Origin of the sequence: Epilithonimonas tenax DSM 16811 (assembly GCF_000428485.1) — a bacterium.
GTDB lineage: Bacteria > Bacteroidota > Bacteroidia > Flavobacteriales > Weeksellaceae > Epilithonimonas > Epilithonimonas tenax.
The window spans coordinates 17,619-32,863 of record NZ_AUAA01000011.1 but is presented as its reverse complement, the minus strand read 5'-3'; the positions used below and the strand labels follow the sequence as shown (position 1 = coordinate 32,863).

General features: G+C 38.2%; 17 protein-coding genes. 9 read left to right on the top strand and 8 right to left on the bottom strand.

The annotated features are described in order from the left end of the window. Position 1: 1 nt before the first annotated feature. Positions 2–1,171, bottom strand: a complete 1,170-nt coding sequence (locus tag F564_RS0107340; RefSeq protein ID WP_028122057.1) for a thioredoxin family protein — start codon at positions 1,169–1,171, stop codon at positions 2–4. Positions 1,172–1,590: 419 nt separating this feature from the next. Between F564_RS0107340 and F564_RS0107335 the strand changes: the two genes are divergently transcribed. The 3 genes from F564_RS0107335 (at position 1,591) to F564_RS0107325 (ending at position 3,475) form a co-directional block, all read left to right on the top strand. Then, positions 1,591–2,307: a DUF3822 family protein gene (locus F564_RS0107335; RefSeq protein ID WP_028122056.1), complete on the top strand. Its 717-nt coding sequence runs from the start codon at positions 1,591–1,593 to the stop codon at positions 2,305–2,307. A gap of 140 nt (positions 2,308–2,447) precedes the next feature. Then, on the top strand, positions 2,448–3,014 hold the full coding sequence (locus F564_RS0107330; RefSeq protein ID WP_028122055.1) for an RsmD family RNA methyltransferase: 567 nt from the start codon (positions 2,448–2,450) through the stop codon (positions 3,012–3,014). A 47-nt stretch (positions 3,015–3,061) separates the two neighbouring features. Further along, positions 3,062–3,475 (top strand): glucosaminidase domain-containing protein, encoded by a 414-nt coding sequence (locus F564_RS0107325; protein WP_228373874.1) that lies wholly within the window; start codon positions 3,062–3,064, stop codon positions 3,473–3,475. A gap of 76 nt (positions 3,476–3,551) precedes the next feature. Here the strand turns inward: F564_RS0107325 and F564_RS0107320 are convergent, their stop codons facing one another. After that, positions 3,552–3,794: a hypothetical protein gene (locus F564_RS0107320; protein ID WP_028122053.1), complete on the bottom strand. Its 243-nt coding sequence runs from the start codon at positions 3,792–3,794 to the stop codon at positions 3,552–3,554. A 9-nt stretch (positions 3,795–3,803) separates the two neighbouring features. Beyond that, the gene (locus F564_RS0107315) at positions 3,804–4,424 is read right to left on the bottom strand and encodes an NAD(P)H-dependent oxidoreductase (protein WP_028122052.1); all 621 of its coding nucleotides are present in this window, start codon (positions 4,422–4,424) and stop codon (positions 3,804–3,806) included. 101 nt (positions 4,425–4,525) lie between these two features. Between F564_RS0107315 and F564_RS0107310 the strand changes: the two genes are divergently transcribed. Continuing rightward, a complete protein-coding gene (locus F564_RS0107310) occupies positions 4,526–5,422 on the top strand; it encodes a LysR family transcriptional regulator (RefSeq protein ID WP_028122051.1) in 897 nt (298 codons plus the stop codon). On the opposite strand, the gene murI is transcribed toward F564_RS0107310, so the two are convergent. The 5 genes from murI to F564_RS0107285 form a co-directional block, all read right to left on the bottom strand. Further along, positions 5,419–6,249, bottom strand: coding sequence for a glutamate racemase (murI, locus tag F564_RS0107305; protein ID WP_028122050.1), 831 nt, complete (start codon positions 6,247–6,249; stop codon positions 5,419–5,421). The genes F564_RS0107310 and murI overlap by 4 nt on opposite strands. Before the next feature lie 143 nt (positions 6,250–6,392). Further along, positions 6,393–7,502 carry a radical SAM family heme chaperone HemW gene (gene hemW, locus F564_RS0107300; protein WP_228373876.1) on the bottom strand — a complete coding sequence of 370 codons (1,110 nt, stop codon included), beginning with the start codon at positions 7,500–7,502 and terminating at the stop codon, positions 6,393–6,395. 72 nt (positions 7,503–7,574) lie between these two features. Beyond that, a complete protein-coding gene (locus F564_RS0107295; RefSeq protein WP_028122048.1) occupies positions 7,575–8,543 on the bottom strand; it encodes a PorP/SprF family type IX secretion system membrane protein in 969 nt (322 codons plus the stop codon). 19 nt (positions 8,544–8,562) lie between these two features. Beyond that, a complete protein-coding gene (locus F564_RS0107290) occupies positions 8,563–9,630 on the bottom strand; it encodes an RluA family pseudouridine synthase (RefSeq protein WP_028122047.1) in 1,068 nt (355 codons plus the stop codon). Positions 9,631–9,679: 49 nt separating this feature from the next. Beyond that, positions 9,680–10,732, bottom strand: coding sequence for a PASTA domain-containing protein (locus F564_RS0107285; RefSeq protein ID WP_028122046.1), 1,053 nt, complete (start codon positions 10,730–10,732; stop codon positions 9,680–9,682). A 139-nt stretch (positions 10,733–10,871) separates the two neighbouring features. On the opposite strand from F564_RS0107285, the gene hpt reads away from it, so the two are divergent. The 5 genes from hpt to F564_RS0107260 all read left to right on the top strand — a co-directional run bounded on the left by hpt (position 10,872) and on the right by F564_RS0107260 (position 15,201). Continuing rightward, positions 10,872–11,426, top strand: coding sequence for a hypoxanthine phosphoribosyltransferase (gene hpt / locus F564_RS0107280; RefSeq protein ID WP_028122045.1), 555 nt, complete (start codon positions 10,872–10,874; stop codon positions 11,424–11,426). 47 nt (positions 11,427–11,473) lie between these two features. Next, positions 11,474–12,052, top strand: a complete 579-nt coding sequence (locus F564_RS0107275; protein WP_028122044.1) for an adenylate kinase — start codon at positions 11,474–11,476, stop codon at positions 12,050–12,052. 83 nt (positions 12,053–12,135) lie between these two features. Beyond that, positions 12,136–13,119, top strand: coding sequence for a GTPase ObgE (gene obgE, locus F564_RS0107270; protein WP_028122043.1), 984 nt, complete (start codon positions 12,136–12,138; stop codon positions 13,117–13,119). A gap of 235 nt (positions 13,120–13,354) precedes the next feature. Then, the gene (locus F564_RS0107265; protein WP_028122042.1) at positions 13,355–13,840 is read left to right on the top strand and encodes a DUF6438 domain-containing protein; all 486 of its coding nucleotides are present in this window, start codon (positions 13,355–13,357) and stop codon (positions 13,838–13,840) included. 107 nt (positions 13,841–13,947) lie between these two features. Then, positions 13,948–15,201, top strand: coding sequence for a DEAD/DEAH box helicase (locus tag F564_RS0107260; RefSeq protein WP_028122041.1), 1,254 nt, complete (start codon positions 13,948–13,950; stop codon positions 15,199–15,201). Positions 15,202–15,245 lie beyond the last annotated feature (44 nt).

Sequence of the window (15,245 nt, the reverse complement as noted above, 5' to 3'; positions counted from 1 at the left end):
GTTATTTTTTGTTCAGGATTTCGTTCATTTTTGCGGCATCTCTATTTTCTTCTTTTGCGAAGTTTGCTGCCATTCCTGCGAACATTTTTGCTTCCTCTTTTTTTCCTAATTTATCATACAATGTTGCCAAAATACTTGTAGAATCAAAATTCTCTGAAGACATCACCACTTTCTCTGCCCATCTCGCTGCATTTTGCAAAGCTGTTCCCGTAGACACATGATCTGCAAAAACACCTGCTGCAGCCAGTAATTCTGAAGCATTAAAATCATCTGGGTTCTTGTAATATGCCAAAGCTGTTTTTTCGTAAGCCGAATAATTCTCGTGAGAGATGTAATAATTCAGTTTATAAATATTGAGGCTTTTGACAAGATCTTCTTTTGGAAGCAAACCTTCACCTTCTTTCAAAACCTTGGCATCGTTGATCGTTTTTGTTTTGTCATCTGTAGCAGATGTTACGATTTTCATCAATTTCAGGTAATTGTCAAATTGGGCGTAATTTTTTTCTGTCAGTAATTCTACAATCGCAGCTTTGTTGGAGGTAAAAACTTTATAATTGGCGTCGTCCACAGACTGTGTAAAATTAAGAAGTGCATTCACCTCTTCTCCGGTAAAAGTTTTATCCTTTTTGTTTGAAAAATATCTTTCTGAGGCTTGTTTTGCTAAGATTGGATCTTTGCTGGCGTGAAGGTTGATAAAATTAAGTAAAGCAGGCTGGTCTAATTTTCCTTTCAGAAATTCGTCTTTCAAGTTCGTGTTAACCAATTCCGGTTTGTTGTTTTTCTTTCCTAATGCCAAGAAATCTTCGGTCTTGAGATAGCCTAATTCTTTTCCGACAATTTCTCCTTCTCCATTGAGGAATAACAAAGTGGGATAACTTCTGATACCATACTTTGCAGCCAGCGAAGGACCTTCGCCTTTTTCCATATCAAAATGGGCGTTGATAAAATTTTTATTGTAATATTCTGCTACATTTGCATCGGTGAAGACGTTGCGCTCCATCAGTTTACAAGGTCCACACCAGGCGGCGTAAGCATCAAGAAAAATAAGTTTTTTTTCGGTTTTGGCTTTAGTTAAAAGCGTGGCAAAGTCTGAATCTTCAAACTTGATATTTTGCTGTGAAAAACCAAGCTGAATGGCGAATATTAAAAAGAAAGATGATATTTTTTGCATTCTGGGAATAAATCGAATTATCTTGCGAAGATAACTATTCTGTAAGAATTGGCCGAGTTTGAAATCCTAAAGTTTTAATTTTTTAACTTTGCAAATATCTTGGGAGACTTTGAACGGATAGACTGATAGAAAATAAACCTTAGATTATGGGTTGTAATTTACACATTCAGTTTGTCATTCCGTAGGAATCTCAACGGTTTATATGGATCACGTCCAGTCGCTGTCGTTTGGTTTCTTACGGAATGATCGTGCTGAAATGGATGTGGAAAGCTTCAACTTTGCGAAGCGCAGCCCGACTTGAGTGGAGCTCTTTTTCTGTTTCGTTGCCTGAGCGTAGCCGAAGGTAACGAAACAGAAAAAAGCGGGAACGGAAGGCGGAATAGCTGCCCACGAAATTAATTTTTTATTGACATTAAAATATGAGGAAATTATCCTTACTTTTTACGAAAGATGGCTTGCAGTGGCAGATTTCTAAATCCAAAAAGGTTTTGGAAGAAAAGATCTACCTGCAGAATGAGGAAACGCCGGAGCATCTGGTGAAGGAAAAACTGGATGAAATCTTGGCTTCGGAAAAGTTTTCTGAAATAGCTGTGATCTCTGCCATCAATCATTTTTCTGTGGTGGAAGAAGGTTTTGAGCAGCACGATTTGGGCTATGACCTCATTGCTTACAATTCGGACATCAAAAAAGAGTCTGAGGAGCTGATGTTGTCTGTGAATAAGAAATTTGGAGTTCAGTTTTATTACAGTTTTCCGAAAGATTACTATCAGAAAATCAAACAGTTGGAAGTTCCGGTTCATTTTAATTTTTCTGGTGAGAAATTTCTGAATACACTGACTGTGAAAAACAGAAAGGAAATCCACGTGAATCTGTATCATCATCAGGCGGAGTTTTTTGCCATCGAGAATAAAAAACTGGTTCTCTATAATAATCTGGATGCGACTTCGGAAGTAGATTTTCTTTATTTTATTATGTTCAGCTTGAGCAAGATAGACTTCGGAACTGCGGAAACTTACTTTTACATTTATGGAGAAACCACGGAAAATGAAACGTTCATCTCGGAGATGCAGAAATTTGTACCCCATCTGAAAATCGTTTTCGATAACCTTCATAAGAAAAATTTTGTTTTAAATTAAAGACAAACCATATTTTAAATCTCTCGCAGATGATGCAAATGTTGCAGATGGGATGCACAAATCTGCTGAATCTGCGACATCAGCGAGAAAACAATTTCAACTCTAAGAAATTAGGGATTATCATTTATCAACGATCAATTATGTATAGAATCATCTCCGGGAAATGGAAAGCGAAGAAAATTGCGGCTCCAAAAAACTTTGAAGTAAGACCAACCACAGACTTTGCTAAGGAAGCGCTGTTCAGCATCATCGAGCATCGTTTTGATTTGGAATTCTGCTCTGTTTTGGATCTTTTCGCAGGCATTGGTTCTATCACTTTGGAGTTTGCATCCAGAGACTGCCAAGATATTACCGCAATAGAACTGAACCCAAAGCACGCCGGATTCATCAATGCGACAGCTCAGGAATTGGGAATGGGATTGCAGGTAAACACCCAACGTTTTGATGTTTTTGATTGGCTGAAAAGAAAGAAAAATCACGAGAAAAAATACGATATTATCTTTGCTGATGCACCTTTTGAGACAGATGAAAAACAGTATCTAAATATGATAGATCTGGTCATCTCCAACGAATTGCTGAAACCAAATGGGATTTTTATATTAGAACACCAGAGCAGATTAAAACTGGCTCATCCTAATATGACAGAATCTAGAAAGTACGGAAATATTAAATTTTCTTTCTTTGAAGCGCTGCCTGTTTCCGAATAAAATTTGAAATGAATATGAAGGATTTCAATATCAAATTTTTAAGCCTCATGATTTTATTTTTCAGCTTAAAAATCTCTGCCCAGAATTCTTACATCAATCAATACAGATCTGTTGCGGCGGACCTTTCCAAGGAATTTGGGATTCCGTCCGCTATTATTCTTTCCATCGCTTATGTAGAAACTGGCGGTGGCAACAGCAAACATGCGCAGACACTGAACAATCACTTTGGAATGGTTGGGAAGAATACCGTGAACAGTTCCAAATTCAAAAGTTTTGAAAGTTCTAAGGCATCTTTTCGCGCTTTTTGTGAGATGATTGCGCGAAAAAAATACTATCAAAAACTCAAAGGAAATTTGGATTATTCTGCATGGCTAAACGCCATTGCTTCTGCTGGATATGCCGGAAAACCGGCGGAATGGAAGCAGAAAATCAATACAGTTATTAAGAAATTTGGACTATAAATGAAAATATAGAAATATAAAAATGCCTTGGAAATCCCGAGGCATTTTCGATTAAAACAAAACAGGTTTTGCAAGATCAATCTTCACAGACTTCTCTAATGATGCAAGCGCTTTTTTCAACACTCTTTGATGGCAGCGTTTTGATGATGTGCATCAAGACCTTCTCGGCTTTTCTGGAGCTCGTGACAGATAAAGGTCGTCCTATTTTTCTCAAGCTTTTTCTTTTCTGGTATTCAGGAACCGAATTTTCAAGCATGGCTTTCAGGTCTTGTGTTGTTTCTTTTTTTGATTTTGCAATAGCGGTTAAATAAATTGACATTTTTATAGATTAACTAAACGCTTCCATTTGAATATTTTGAAACGTTGATTTCAAATAATCCTTATAATCCTTTTCATAATAATCGATACGTTTTTGTGTTGCGGCTTTTTCCATATCGTGGAAATGAAAACTTCCCAAATGAGACATTCCTGTAAACGCATTCATCCTGTGAAAACCGAATAAAACGCCTTCATCGACAGAATGTTGATTGAAAAATTCGCCTTCCAAAGTGAAAGCCGTTTCCGGTGCATTCCAACTTGTGGTGACGAAGTAGTATTTCCCGTTCATCAGTCCTCCTGTTCCGTAATTGATCTCAGGATTCACCCGGGAACGTCCGTCGCTTTTGTAAATACCGTTGTTGTGACCAGCTGTAAAAACCTCGTCGATATAAAGTTTCAAACGGTTCGGAACCTGGAACCACCAAACCGGAAAATGGTAAACGACAATATCTGCCCATTTGAAGTTCTCAGCTTCTTGGGTTGCGTCGAAATCATCATTGACATTGGTAATTCTAATGTGAAATTTTTCATCTTCAAGAACATCTTTAGTCCAATTGGTAATGGTTGTATTAAAGGTTCCGCCTGAATGTGCAAAGGTCTGACCGCCATTGATGACCAATATATTTTTCATGAATTTATTTTTTAAATGATTGATACAGCAAATTTCCGACATAAAAATGAATTATAAAAATAATATAAATAATACATTTGTATTATAAATATAATGAGATAATGATCAATCTGGAATGGCTCAGAACTTTTAAAAGTGTTTACGAAACGCAATCTTTCACCAAAGCTGCACGAGAATTACACATTTCTCAGCCCGGCGTGAGTCTTCACATCGGTTCACTGGAAGCATATGTTGGTTATTCTTTGTTCCAGAGAGTTTCCAAAAAACTGATCGCCACGGAGAAAGCTAAAATCCTTTACAACTTCACGCTGGAACCTCTTCTGAAGCTGGAAGCTGCGGAAAAGACCTTTCACAAAACTACTAAAACCGAACGCGTAACAGTGAGCATTGGGATGTGTTTTGAGACTTTTCAGTTTACTTTAGAAAAGCATATTCCTACTTTGGATTTCAATGTGATTATTAGATTTGGATTGTACGAGCAGATGTTTTCTGACCTGGACAGCGGACTTTTAGATCTGATCATCACGCCCAAAAAAGCCAACATCAAGACTCTGAAGTTTGATACCTTTTCCAAAGAAAAAATTGTGTTGATCAACGGGAGCGGGACAGATACTTCTGAGCTGACGACATTGCTTAAAAACCAAAAAATAGAAGAAGCGGAAGCCTGGCTGAAACAGCAGATCTGGTACAGTACCGCGGCAGACATGGAACATTTAAATCATTTTTGGAAGCTAAATTTTTACCGGCATCCGGATTTCCGACCCAATTATATCGTTCCTAATATTTGCTCAATTGTCCGATGTTTAAGTGGAAATTCTGGATTTTCCGTTGTTCCTGATTTCCTCTGTAAAGACGAAATAGAAAATGGCGGCATAGAGATCGCTTGGGAAGGCAACCAAAAGATAGAAAACATTCTCTATTTTGGAGAACGGCTGAAAAATCCTGTCCAAAATGAGGTCAATCTGATCAAAGACATCTTCCGGAAAGAAAATTTTTAAAGTATAATATGTTCCAGATCTATTGACTTGCCAAAGAATTTCTTAGAAATCTTTTCAAAATTCTTCGTGATATCGGAAAGACAAAACTGGTAAGCAGGTTTGTGATTTTCCTCGTTCAGAAGCTGGTGTTTGTCAAGAATCATTTTCAGTTGATTGGCAACAATATTCGGAGAGTCTATTACCCTGACTCTGTTTCCGTAATATTGTTTGATCTCGTCTATCAACAGTGGATAATGCGTGCAACCCAGAATGAGGGTCTCTATATTCTTTAGTTTACTATTGCTCAGGTAATTATAAATAATAGAATGGGTAATCGGATGATTTTTAAAACCTTCTTCTATCGCAGGAACCAGAAGCGGCGTTGCCAACTCATCTACCTTGATAAACTTATTATGCTTGCGGATAGATTTCTTATAAAGTCCGGAATTGACCGTTGCTTTGGTTGCAATCACGCCCACATTATTGTGAATCTCGTACGCTACTTTTTCTGCCACCGGGTTGATCACATCTATCACCGGAACTTTGTCTGCAACCAGTTCCTGAACTTCCTGCAAGGCATTGGCCGTCGCAGAGTTGCACGCAATCACAATCGCTTTACAGTTTTTCTCTAACAGAAACTGGGTGATCTTGGTAGAATATCCCACAATCGCTTCCCTGGATTTTTCGCCGTAAGGAAGGTGTTTGGTATCGCCAAAGTAGATAAGATCTTCGTTTGGAAGCAGTCTTTTGATTTCCTTTGCAACCGTCAAACCACCAACGCCGGAATCAAAAATCCCGATTGGCTGATTGGCTGAAAGATGAGAATAATCGGCTTTTTTCTTTTTCAAGATATACTCTTTTATCTATTATTTTGAACGCAAAGTCCGCAGAGTTTTCTTGATAATTACGATGTTTTTAAGTTCGCAAAGACGTCAAAACCCAGCAAAGATTTAGCCTGACAAAAATAAGAATTTTATTAGAAGTTTTACTTTCAGACCATAAATAAATCACTCGCAATTCCATCTGCTAAAAACCAATGTTTTTCAGGGATTAAGAGGTGCTTATTTTCTATGATCAAGATTCCTGATTCTAATTTATTTTTAATTTCTTGGTTCAAATAATCGGTTATTTCTGATGAAAAATTTTGCTTAATTTTATGTAAATCGACGCCCCAAATTGTCCTTAGACCGATCATCACCATCTCATTGAAACGGTCTTTTTCGGAAAGGATTTCAGTTTCTTTCGGCAGGATATTTTGATTGATATTTTTGATGTAAAGTGGATTGTTGGCGATGTTCCAGCTTCTTTCCAAATGTCCGTTGTAAGAATGTGCCGAAGGACCTATTCCCAAATAAGGCTCAGATTGCCAATATGCGGAATTGTGTTTGGAATGAAAACCGGGCTTTCCGAAATTAGAAATTTCGTAATGGTCGAATCCACTTTGTTTCAGAAAATCAGACATATAGTAGAATTCCTGATTCTGCTCGGCTTCTTCCGGAGGTGTAATTTTCCCATTCTGGATCCATTTTTCCAGAGCAGTTTTGGGCTCAACAGTCAAAGCGTAAGATGAAACGTGTGGAACCTGAAGCTCAATTGTTCTGTTTAGGTTTTCTTTCCAGATTTCGAAATTGGAAGTGGGTGAACCGTAAATCAAATCGATGCTGATATTTTCCAGGCCAAAATCCTGCGCACGTTTGATAGAACTGTCTGCTTCAGAGGCATTGTGCGCGCGGTTCATCAGCTTCAGATCTTCGTCAAAGAAACTCTGTGTTCCTATGGACAATCGGTTGATCTCTGTCTGTGATAATTCTTTGAGGAAATTTTTAGTAAGGTCATCAGGATTAGATTCCAATGTAATCTCTATATTTTCATCAAAACTGAAATATTTTTGAAATTCGTCTATCAGAGACTTAATTTCATCAACATTTAAAACGGAAGGTGTTCCTCCACCGAAGTAGAGTGATCTGAGCGTTTTTTTTTCGAGTTCGTGATGCCTAAGTCCTATTTCTTTTTTGATGGCCAAAAGCATCTCATCTTTCAGACTGAAAGAAGTTGAAAAATGAAAATTGCAGTAGCTGCATTTTTGTTTACAGAAAGGAATGTGAAGGTATATCAATTAATGATAAATTATAAATGACAAATGATAATCTACAAGCCGCAAAACAGCTGAAAATTATCTGTAACGGAAACCTCTTGAATTGATAAAATTATCGATATTGAAACCAATGCTCAACATAAAACTATTCCCGAAGTTTTCCGTCAGTTCTGAAACGCCGAAGTTGTAAACACCTCCAAACGTGAAGTTGCCGACACGTCCTTTTATGATGGGTGACATTCCCAGATTCTGGCTTCCAACAGCGCTTTTTGCACTTCTGAAACTGATTCCTGCCGAAATATTACTTTTCTCACCAAAGGCCGTTGCCATGATGTTGTAATCAAATATTCTTGCGGAATTGGTGTTCAGATTCATCATCAAAGACGGTGTCAAAAATATACCGTCCGTAAAGTGCCAGTCGTATCCTGCATTAAGATAAAACTTAGTAGGTGAAGGTTCTATCCCATTAACAATCGGTAAATCATTACTGACCGGAATGTCCACCACAGAAACACCCGCAAAGAAATTGCTGTATTTAACCGCAGCTCCTAAATTAACGTAGGCCAAAAAAATATCATTCGTATTCTCTCCCAAAACCTGGTCACCCTCTTGCGCTGCATTGATCTGGGTATAATCGATATTCATATTATAGAGGTTGGTACCAACCCCAAAGGAAAATTGATCCTGACGGCCTTCCTCATCACTTAACGGGATAAAATAAGACGCACCCAACATCAATCCGTTTGATGAGATAGGACCATTCTGATCTCGGAAAAAAGCGATCCCCGCTCCAACTCTGTCAAAAACATTAGCGTGTAAACCAATAGATTGTACATTAGGAGACTCACTCAATTGTGAAAACTGTTTCTGATAATTAAGATTTAAAACCACATCATCCGTTTTCCCCAATAGTGCAGGATTGAACAAAAAATCGCCATCAACCAGATATTGCTGGTAGAAAGGTAAGGTTTCCTGAGCTTTTGAACCCACAGAAAAAACTGCAAAAAGCAGTATGCATATTTTATATAAAAAGTAGTTTTTCTTCACAATACAAATATATAAAACTCTAGTTATTATCTAAATACTTTCTCCAACGTTCCGATGCATCCTGCATATCTTGTGGCATTGGGCTTTCAAAGTACATTTCTTTCTTCGTTGTCGGGTGTATAAATCCCAACGTATGCGCGTGCAATGCGTGTCTTGGCAGAACTTCAAAAACATTCTGTACAAACTTTCTGTATTTTGGAAGATCTACTCCTCTCATGATGATATTACCTTCATAGCGTGCATCATTAAATAAAGTGTGACCAATATGTTTGAGATGCGCGCGGATCTGATGGGTTCTTCCTGTTTCCAGTTTGCACTCTATCCAGGTCATATAACGGAATCTTTCCAAAACTTTGTAATGTGTAACAGCATGCTTCCCGTGACTTCCGTCTTCATAAGTGTACATCTGCATTCTGTTTTTGGGATGCCTTCCGATGTGTCCGGTGACAGTACCGGTATCCTCTTTTACATTACCCCAGACAAAGGCCCAGTAAAGTCTTTTTGTCGTACGGTCAAAAAACTGCTTTGCCAAAAAACTTAAGGCATATTCTGTTTTTGCAATGACCAATAATCCGGATGTATCTTTATCGATCCTGTGAACCAGACCTACTCTATCCAGATCAGAATTATAATTGGGATCTTTTGAAAAATGAAAAGCCAGTGCATTTACCAAAGTCTTATCCCAATTTCCAAATCCCGGATGCACTACCATTCCCGGATCTTTGTCCACAATAATCAGATCGCTATCTTCATAAACGATATTAATTGGGATATCTTGTGGGATGATGACATTTTCTCGTGGTGGATGGGTAAGAAGCACACTCACCTCGTCACCGGGTTTCACGCGGTAATTTTGTTTGACAGGTTTTCCGTTGACAATGACATTGCCTGCTTTGCAGGTTTGAGCAATCTTATTTCTGGAAGAATTCTGACGAAAGATCAATAAAAATTTATCGATTCTAAGTGGTTCCTGTTTTTTATCAACCGTAATATGCACATGCTCGTACAACCCACTGTTTTCTTCATCAGCAGAATGGTCATCATTGCTTAATTCCTCTTCCAGGAAATCTTCGGTCTCGTCTAGCATATTCTAATTCTAAAAAGGCTTCAACTGATGTCGAAGCCTTTTGTTTTTTTTATTCAATCACCACCTTTTTCGGCTTTGGTTTATCTACTGGTTTTGTAGATTGTGGTGTCGCAGTTTGTTTTACTGTTGAACTGTTTGTCGCAGTAGGTTGTGCACTTGTCGTTTTCGGTTTGGCAGCGCTGGGCTGCGTTGTTCCGGAAGCTGAAGGCGTATTAGAAACTGGCGGTTTTGTAACTGCCGGTCTCTGCTCTACTGTAGGCGGGGGAACTTCATTATACTGTATTGGTGCTAATGTTGTGTCGATCTTTGGTCGGTACATATCGTCCAGCTGCTGTATTTTACCCTGCATTTCGGCTGGTGTTTTTTTACTGACCCAAAGATCAATCTGCATTCCCTGATCTCTTAATGACCCAAAGCCAGGATCTTGATAATACACAATATCGGACTCATCCTTACCTCCGTCTTCGTGATCTACAATGCCGACCTCGAACAAAGCCTGCCCAATAATTTTCTTAGCTTCCTGCACGGTCCTTCCTACTACATTAGGAATAGAAACATTTCTCAGAGGCCCGGAACCAATAACCAAATCAACAACAGAGAATTTAGGAAGCAGTGTTCCCGGTTTGATACTTGTCCCGTTGTATACGATTCTAAGAACCGCATCTCTCTGAATACTAGGCTCAAAAATGGTATCACCGACTTTCAATCCAACTAGATTTAATTGATTAAAAGCCAAGCCCTTGTATCTGTCAATAATATCAGGAACGGCCACTTTTGCCCAGGTTCTGGGATTCACTTTCAAAACTATGGATCTTCCACTTTTCACACTCGCTCCAGGCGATGGGAAAACGGCCAAAACCTGAAAAGGACGGAACTTGGGATCATACTTAAAACTATCAACTTCGTATTCCAAACCGGAATCATCAAGAATTTTGATAGCATCGTGTACTTTCATATTCATCACATTGGGCACAGGAACTTCATCCCCGTGATTGGTATGAAACTCCAACCATCGGAATGTAAGCCAAACCAAACCGGCGAAAAACGCCATTGCTAAAACGATATTAAGTAATACTTTCCAGTGGAAAAGCGATTTGAACATAATTATTCTTTTTCAGAAACGTAACGCAAATATAGATAATTAAATTGTATTACTCTTTTGTATGCACTTTAAAAAGCTATTAAAAAAAGAAAATGGGCGGTTTGGTTTAAAAATCTTATTTTTGCACTTTGAAATACATATGGAGTCTATACAAGTTCACGACAAAAGTTTCGTACCCTACCTGAAACACGATGAAATTCAGGCAATTATAAAAAATCTAGCAGAGAAAGTTTACGAAGATTACAAAGATGAAACCCCAATTTTCATTGGTGTTCTGAATGGTGTGATTATGTTTTTCTCAGATTTTTTAAAATATTATCCTGGTAAATGCGAAATCGCTTTTCTACAGGTAAGTTCCTACTCTGGAACGCAATCTACAGGAATTGTTTATAAAAAAATGGAACTAACGAAGGATGTGATGGATCGTCATATTATCCTGATGGAAGATATTGTGGATACAGGTAACACTTTAGAGAATCTCTTTGAATATTTTAAAAATACCCAACGTCCAAAATCTTTAAAAGTAGCTTCTCTACTTCTGAAGCCCGATGTTTTCAAAAAAGATTTTATCGTAGATTATGTGGCCAAAGAAATACCTAACAAGTTTGTGCTGGGCTATGGATTGGATTATGATGAATTAGGCAGAAACCTACCGGACCTGTACCAATTGGAAGAAGGTAGAATCAACCACTAATTTCTACACCGTATAAAAAGAAATAAATCTAAATAAATTAAAGAAATATGATCAATATTGTTCTCTTTGGTCCTCCGGGAAGTGGAAAAGGAACCCAAGCTCAGCATTTGATTGAGAAGTATAATCTAAAACAAATTTCTACAGGAGATCTTTTTCGTTACAATATGAAAAATGATACAGCACTGGGAAAATTAGCAAAGTCATACATCGACAAAGGGCAATTGGTTCCGGATCAAGTGACGATCGATATGCTAGTGGACGAATTGAGAAAACCGACAGAAACCAAAGGATTTATTTTTGACGGATTTCCCAGAACGGCCATTCAAACAGACGCTTTGGAAAGCATTGTGAAAGAAGAGTTAAATGCTGAGATCAGTGTTTGTCTCTCTTTGATAGTAGATGACGAAGTTCTGGTACAAAGACTTCTGAAAAGAGGCGAAACCAGTGGCAGAACAGACGATTCTAAAGAAGAGATCATCAGAGATAGAATCAAAGAATATTACACCAAAACTGCAGAAGTTGCAGAATTATATAAAAATCAAGGCAAATATGCAGAAGTAATTGGCGTTGGCGACATCTCCGAAATCTCTGAAAAACTATTCGCCGAAGTAGAAAAAATTAAATAAAACTTAGATTTTTTAGAGAATAGATGGTGGACTTTTTTATCAGTCTACAATCTATTCTCTATTTGTCTATAATCCCAAACAATATGTCAAATTTCGTAGATTACGTAAAAATCCATTGTAAAAGCGGTCACGGCGGTGCTGGATCGGCTCACCTTCGTAGAGAAAAATACATCCCAAAAGGTGGTCCGGATGGTGGCGACGGCGGACGTGGCGGTCACGTAATCATGAGAGGAAATGCTCACGAATGGACACTTCTACCCCTTAGATACACGCGTCACATCAAAGCAGAACGTGGCCATAACGGTCAAAAAAACCAGCTGACCGGTGCTTACGGTGAGGACGTTTACATCGATGTTCCAATGGGAACTATCGCCAGAAATGAAGAAGGCGAAATCGTTGGCGAAATCCTGGAAGACGGGCAGGAAATCATTCTGATGGAAGGCGGAAAAGGGGGAAAAGGAAATGAGCATTTCAAATCCTCTACCAACCAAACGCCAAGATTTGCACAACCCGGAATGGACGGCCAGGAAGGTTTTGTCACTTTTGAATTGAAATTGCTTGCTGACGTTGGATTAGTCGGTTTCCCAAATGCCGGAAAATCTACACTTTTATCATCTGTTTCTGCCGCAAGACCAAAGATCGCAGATTATGCATTTACGACTTTGAAACCGAATCTGGGCATTGTGGAATGGCGTAATTACAAATCTTTTGTAATGGCAGATATTCCCGGAATCATAGAAGGTGCAGCAGAAGGAAAAGGTCTGGGACACAGATTCCTAAGACATATCGAAAGAAACTCCATCTTATTATTCTTAATCCCTGCAGATTCCGAAAGTCATTTTCAGGAATTTAAAATTCTCGAAAACGAACTGAAAGAATATAATCCTGAACTTTTGGACAAAGATTTTCTCCTGTCTGTCTCAAAATCTGATCTTTTGGACGATGAATTGAAACAAGAAATTGCAGCAGAATTTCCGGAGAACAGACAACCCCTATTTTTCTCTGGCGTCACCGGAGAAAATCTTCAGGAACTGAAGGATGCGATCTGGAAGAAGTTGCATGGATAAAAGTTAAAAACTATAGTGATGAAAAAACTTTTTACAATTTTATTTTTATCAACATTTTCGATTTCCTTTTCACAGACTCATTTCGGGGGCAGGTATCATTTCGGATTATTTGATTCCAATACTTCTGGTTTTTAAAATAGAATTAGTTTCTTCCAAATCGGTTTGGGATATCATTTTAAATAATTTGTTTTTTTCGGAACAACTATTAAAACAATTACATCAAAAAAAAAGCACAATGAAATATTTATTAAGCCTTGTAATGATCTTAGGACTAATGTCCTGCACCACTTCTCAGGTTTCCAAATATTCTAAAATAGAATATGAAGTCGGACCGTGTTTCGGATTTTGCCCCATTTTTAAAATGACTATCGATAGCGAGAGAAATGCAGTTTTGGAAGCGGAGCATTACAATTTTTCCCAAGGAGAAGGCCGAAGTGACTTGGACAAACCAAGAGAAGGCACCTTCAAATCTGTCATCAATGCAGAAGATTATCAAAAATTGACCTTATTAACGGATGCCGCGAATGTAAAAACACTGAAAGACAGCTACATTGACAAACGAATAATGGATGCTTCTAAAAGCCATCTCAGAATCTTCTTCTCAGACGGAAGTAAGAAAGACATCGCCATATCTGCAGGGGAAAAACCCGAAAAACTGGTAGCACTTTACACCTATATGACTGAGCTGAAGAAAAATCAGAAGTGGGAAAAAGTTAAATAATTGTTATTTCTAACTTTATTTAAAATAGATTACCTTTGTATCATATTAATTCCTCCTAAATATAAGAAGGAATTTTTACTTTTTTTAAATTAAATAAAATATTCCATTTGAATTTTGACGAATTAGGCTTAATCAAGCCAATATTAGATGCATTAAAAGCACAAGGCTACGAGCAGCCGACACCAATACAGGAAAAAGCAATTCCATCTATTCTGCAAGGCAGAGACCTTTTGGGAAGTGCACAGACAGGCACAGGGAAAACAGCGGCATTCGCCATCCCTATTTTACAAAATCTATCTTCTGCAAAAGAACCACATAGAAATCAGATCAAAGCATTGATCCTGACACCCACGCGTGAACTAGCCATACAAATTGAAAAAAACTTCCAGGATTACGGAAAACATCTTAAACTAAAATCTTTGGTGGTTTTCGGAGGCGTGAAACAACATCAGCAAGAAACACAACTCAGAAGAGGTGTTGATATTCTAATCGCTACTCCAGGAAGGTTATTAGATTTTATTTCCCAAGGTATTGTAAAACTTCATCATTTGGAAATTTTTGTTCTGGATGAAGCGGACAGAATGCTGGATATGGGATTCGTTCACGATGTGAAAAAAATCTTGAAACTGATTCCGGTAAAAAGACAAAACCTTTTCTTCTCTGCCACCATGCCGAAGGAGATCGCAAAACTAGCTGCTGAAATATTGGTAAATCCAGTAAGAGTAGAGGTTGCGCCAGTTTCTTCAACTGCAGATACGATCCAGCAAAGTATATACTTTGTAGATAATGGTAACAAAACAGACCTCTTGATCCACCTTTTGGAAGATCCAAAATTTGATCAGGTCCTGGTATTTTCAAGAACCAAACATGGCGCTGATAAGATCGTAAAAAGACTTCATCAGTCCAACATATCTGCAGAAGCCATCCACGGAAACAAATCTCAGAATGCCAGACAAAACGCATTATCCAACTTCAAATCGAAAAGAACAAGAATCCTGGTTGCGACAGACATTGCTGCAAGAGGAATTGATATTGACGAACTGAAATATGTGGTGAACTACGAATTGTCAGACGTTTCCGAGACCTACGTTCACAGAATCGGAAGAACAGGAAGAGCAGGATCAGAGGGGACATCTTTCTCATTCGTAGATGCTTTGGATCTTGCGAATCTTAGAAACACAGAGAAGCTGATTGGGAAGAAAATTCCGGTTGTAGAGGATCATCCTTACCACACAAACAATCTTGTGGAACAAAAGCGAGACAGTAACAACAAGCCTTTCAATCCAAGGCCAAGAACTGGTGGAACTGGCCAACGCACAGAAAAGCCTAAAAATAAAAGCAATTTCTACAGAAAAAAATAAAACAAAAACCGGAAGCAATGTCCGGTTTTTTTTATTTTAAAGAC

Bases quoted from the DNA above. Each gene is read 5' to 3' on its own strand.
- F564_RS0107340 (WP_028122057.1), bottom strand. From the start codon at position 1,171: ATGCAAAAAATATCATCTTTCTTTTTAATATTCGCCATTCAGCTTGGT.
- F564_RS0107335 (WP_028122056.1), top strand. From the start codon at position 1,591: ATGAGGAAATTATCCTTACTTTTTACGAAAGATGGCTTGCAGTGGCAG.
- F564_RS0107330 (WP_028122055.1), top strand. From the start codon at position 2,448: ATGTATAGAATCATCTCCGGGAAATGGAAAGCGAAGAAAATTGCGGCT.
- F564_RS0107325 (WP_228373874.1), top strand. From the start codon at position 3,062: ATGATTTTATTTTTCAGCTTAAAAATCTCTGCCCAGAATTCTTACATC.
- F564_RS0107320 (WP_028122053.1), bottom strand. From the start codon at position 3,794: ATGTCAATTTATTTAACCGCTATTGCAAAATCAAAAAAAGAAACAACA.
- F564_RS0107315 (WP_028122052.1), bottom strand. From the start codon at position 4,424: ATGAAAAATATATTGGTCATCAATGGCGGTCAGACCTTTGCACATTCA.
- F564_RS0107310 (WP_028122051.1), top strand. From the start codon at position 4,526: ATGATCAATCTGGAATGGCTCAGAACTTTTAAAAGTGTTTACGAAACG.
- F564_RS0107290 (WP_028122047.1), bottom strand. From the start codon at position 9,630: ATGCTAGACGAGACCGAAGATTTCCTGGAAGAGGAATTAAGCAATGAT.
- F564_RS0107285 (WP_028122046.1), bottom strand. From the start codon at position 10,732: ATGTTCAAATCGCTTTTCCACTGGAAAGTATTACTTAATATCGTTTTA.
- hpt (WP_028122045.1), top strand. From the start codon at position 10,872: ATGGAGTCTATACAAGTTCACGACAAAAGTTTCGTACCCTACCTGAAA.
- F564_RS0107275 (WP_028122044.1), top strand. From the start codon at position 11,474: ATGATCAATATTGTTCTCTTTGGTCCTCCGGGAAGTGGAAAAGGAACC.
- obgE (WP_028122043.1), top strand. From the start codon at position 12,136: ATGTCAAATTTCGTAGATTACGTAAAAATCCATTGTAAAAGCGGTCAC.
- F564_RS0107265 (WP_028122042.1), top strand. From the start codon at position 13,355: ATGAAATATTTATTAAGCCTTGTAATGATCTTAGGACTAATGTCCTGC.